1 protein-coding gene is annotated in these 1,121 nt (G+C 35.5%); it reads right to left on the bottom strand.

Annotated features, from left to right (window positions below; genetic code table 11):
• Nucleotides 1-1,064, bottom strand: a 1,064-nt coding sequence (locus AOG54_RS03840; protein WP_055032446.1) for a dihydroorotase, incomplete at its 3' end; no start/stop codon positions are given.
• Between the last annotated feature and the right edge of the window lie 57 nt (nucleotides 1,065-1,121).

Raw genomic sequence — 1,121 nt, 5'->3', positions numbered from 1 at the left:
ATTGAGGTAAAATCAACAGTCATAAAATCTGCATAATTGCCTATTTTTATCTCACCTTTTTTTATATTAAATATTTTTGCAGGATTATATATCGCAGTTTTTATGAATACATCCATGGGTAAGACCTTTTTCTGTATTAATGCAAGCATTAGTGGAATTCTGGTCTCAACCCCTATTATACCGGCTGGTGCATATTCAAAATCAGCCTTCTCATTCTGTGTATGCGGTGCGTGGTCGGATGATAAAATATCATAGCTTCCTGATATATATTCATCGAGTAAAAGGCCCTGAAGTTCGCGGCTTCTTAATGGAGGATTTACCTTTCCATAAGAACCAAGATCCATTTCATCATTGAGCATCAGGTGATGCGGTGTTACCTCCCTTAAATATTGCGTTTTTATATTATGTGTTAGGTGCGCTATTATTCCATTTTTAAATCCCATTTTGCTGGCAGTGCTAACTGCAGAATCCTCGCATTCTGGCGGCCTGGATTTATTATATTCCATCAGGTTTTTTGCATCAATATGATTTTTTTGGAGGCATACCGGATCCTCAGCATGAAATACGACAGGTATTTTAAGATCATTTATTCCATTAATATCACTGGCATTATAATTATTTAGTCCACTGGCATTCGTTGTGCTTCCCATGTATATTTTTATTCCAGAGGAATCCTTATCAATGATATTAAGGTTATTTCCAGTGAACATCGAATAAAGGCCAAAATCCGAGTATGCCTTTCTGCGGACTATCTCAAGTTTATCCCTGTATGCAGAATAATTGTCAATTTTTATTTTATTATTTGGCATATCAAATATTGTTGTTGTGCCACCCGCAATTGCCGAGATGGTGCCGGTCTTAAAATCCTCCTTTTCGGTTTCACCAGGATCACGGAAGTGAACATGTATGTCGGTGCCTGCAGGAAAGACAGCATGGCGCAATATTTCCCTTTTAAAATTAATATGTTTTTTTATTTCTGTTATTTTTCCATCACATACGCCTATATCAAGGTCCTGAAACTGGCCATTATAATAAAATTTTCCTGAAAATACCGTATCATACATGGTATATGTAAATGTATGGCTTATATTTAATATTATTAATCATTTGTTAATCGAAAT

This window comes from Acidiplasma aeolicum (assembly GCF_001402945.1).
GTDB lineage: Archaea > Thermoplasmatota > Thermoplasmata > Thermoplasmatales > Thermoplasmataceae > Acidiplasma > Acidiplasma aeolicum.
Note: the sequence above shows the minus strand (reverse complement) of the source record. Positions and strands in the feature narration are given on the sequence as shown.